Annotated in this window: 3 protein-coding genes; all 3 read left to right on the forward strand. The window is 67.1% G+C overall.

All coding sequences use genetic code 11. From position 1 onward, the window contains the following. Positions 1 to 48 precede the first annotated feature (48 nt). Positions 49 to 1,122 carry a methyl-accepting chemotaxis protein gene (locus I71_RS01140; protein WP_244433544.1) on the forward strand — a complete coding sequence of 358 codons (1,074 nt, stop codon included), beginning with the start codon at positions 49 to 51 and terminating at the stop codon, positions 1,120 to 1,122. A 90-nt stretch (positions 1,123 to 1,212) separates the two neighbouring features. Further along, positions 1,213 to 1,674 (forward strand): MerR family DNA-binding transcriptional regulator, encoded by a 462-nt coding sequence (locus I71_RS01145; RefSeq protein ID WP_042688996.1) that lies wholly within the window; start codon positions 1,213 to 1,215, stop codon positions 1,672 to 1,674. After that, a partial coding sequence (locus tag I71_RS01150) for an AMP-binding protein (RefSeq protein ID WP_042689000.1) occupies positions 1,659 to 2,050 on the forward strand: 392 nt, incomplete at its 3' end. The genes I71_RS01145 and I71_RS01150, both read left to right, overlap by 16 nt.

Genomic DNA, 2,050 nt, shown 5'->3' on the forward strand with positions numbered 1-2,050 from the left:
GGACCCTGATCGGCGTCATCGCGGCGCTGGGCCTGCCGGCGATCGTCCTTGCTGGCGCTGGTCGGACACAACATCAGCTCCACCGTCCGCTCGCTGGCCGGCCGCATGCGGGCGATGGCCGATGGCGACCTGACCGTCGCCTTTCCGGAGGCCGGCCGCGGCGACGAGCTTGGCGACATGGGCCGGGCCACGCAGGTGTTCAAGGAGAATGCACTGGCCAAGCAGCGGCTGGAAGCCGAGCAGGTCGAACAGGCCCGCTGCGCCGAAATGGAGAAGCATCGCGCCATCGCCGATCTGGCCGACCGGTTCGAGCAGGCGGTGGGCGGCGTCATCCATGCCGTGGCAAGGGAAGCCGCCGGAATGGAAAGCCGGGTTGCGGAAGTGACCCAGGCGGCGGATCAGGCCGGCCGGCTGGCCAGCGATGTCGCCGTCACGACCGAGCAGACATCCTCCAACGTCCAGACCGTCGCAGCCGCCACCGAGGAACTGAGCAGCTCGATCGGCGAGATCAGCCGGCAGGTCGGCCAGTCGTCGGACATCGCCCGCGAGGCCGCCGGCATCGCCGAGCGCGCCAACAGCAAGGTGGACGGGCTGGCCCAGGCGGTGCAACGGATCGGCACAGTGGTGGAACTGATCAATTCCATCGCCAGCCAGACCAATCTTCTGGCCTTGAACGCCACCATCGAAGCCGCCCGCGCCGGCGATGCCGGCAAGGGCTTCGCCGTGGTCGCGTCGGAGGTGAAGGCGCTCGCCACCCAGACGGCGAAGGCGACAGACGACATCGCCCTGCAGGTCGCCGACATCCAGTCGATCACCGGTGAAACGGTTGGCGAGTTGCAGGAGGTGGTCCGCGTCATCGGCCACATCAACGAGGTCGCCACCTCCATCGCGTCGGCGGTCGAGGAGCAGGGGGCCGCCACCCGGGAGATCAGCCGCAACATCCAGCAGGCCGCCCAGGGCACCCAGACCGTCTCCGACAGCATCGGCAGCGTCAACGAGGCCGCCAGCCAGAGCGGCAAGGTCGCTTACGCAGTCCTGACCTCGGTCCGCGAACTGTCCAGCCACACCGACACGCTGAGCAGCGAGGTCGACCGCTTCCTGACCCAGGTCCGCGCCGGATGACGGATGGTCCCATCTAAAGCGTGCTTTAGCTCATTGACGTTGACTTCACCCCTGCGCCTGTGGCGAAATCGTTGGCGCAGGGGATTGTCCATGGCCGAACGGAATCGGGTGTATGGCGTGACGGAACTGGCGGCGGAGTTCGACCTCACGCCGCAGGCGTTGCGCTACTACGAGGAGAAGGGGCTGCTGGCGCCACAGCGGGCCGGGGGGCGGCGGGTGTTCACCTACCGCGACCGCGCCCGGCTGATGCTGATCCTGAAATTCCGCCGGGTCGGCTTCTCACTGGAACAGATCGCAGACTATCTCGGCCATTACCGCCCCGACCGGCCCAACGCCGGACAATACCGCGACGGGCTGCGCAAGATCCGCGCCCGCCTCATTGAGCTTGAGCGGATGCAGACCGAAATCGCCGAGGTGATCCTTGAACTGAAGGCGATGGAGGCCGACGCCGAGCGGCGGCTCGCCGCCTGCACGCCTGACGACGACACAAAGCCAGATAACCCAGAACCAGAAGCGACCGGACCGGGAGTGAAACGATGCTGCGCGGAATGATGATGAATGGCCCCCTGCTGGTGACGTCGATCCTGCGTCACGCGGCGCTCTACCATGCCGACACCGAGATCGTGTCGCGCACCACCGAGGGGCCGATCCACCGCTACACCTATGCCGATGCCTGGGTCCGCGCCCAGAAGCTGGCAAACGCGCTGGCGGTGCTGGGCATGCAGCCGGGCGACCGCATCGGCACGCTGGCCTGGAACGGCTACCGCCACCTGGAATGCTATTACGGCATCGGCGGCTCGGGCATGGTCTGCCACACCATCAACCCGCGCCTGTTCCCGGAACAGATCGCCTACATCGTCAACCATGCCGAAGACCGCCTGCTGTTCACCGACCTGACCTTCCTGCCGCTGCTGGAGGGCATCGCCCA

The sequence above is a fragment of the Azospirillum sp. B506 genome, assembly GCF_000333595.1.
Lineage (GTDB): Bacteria > Pseudomonadota > Alphaproteobacteria > Azospirillales > Azospirillaceae > Azospirillum.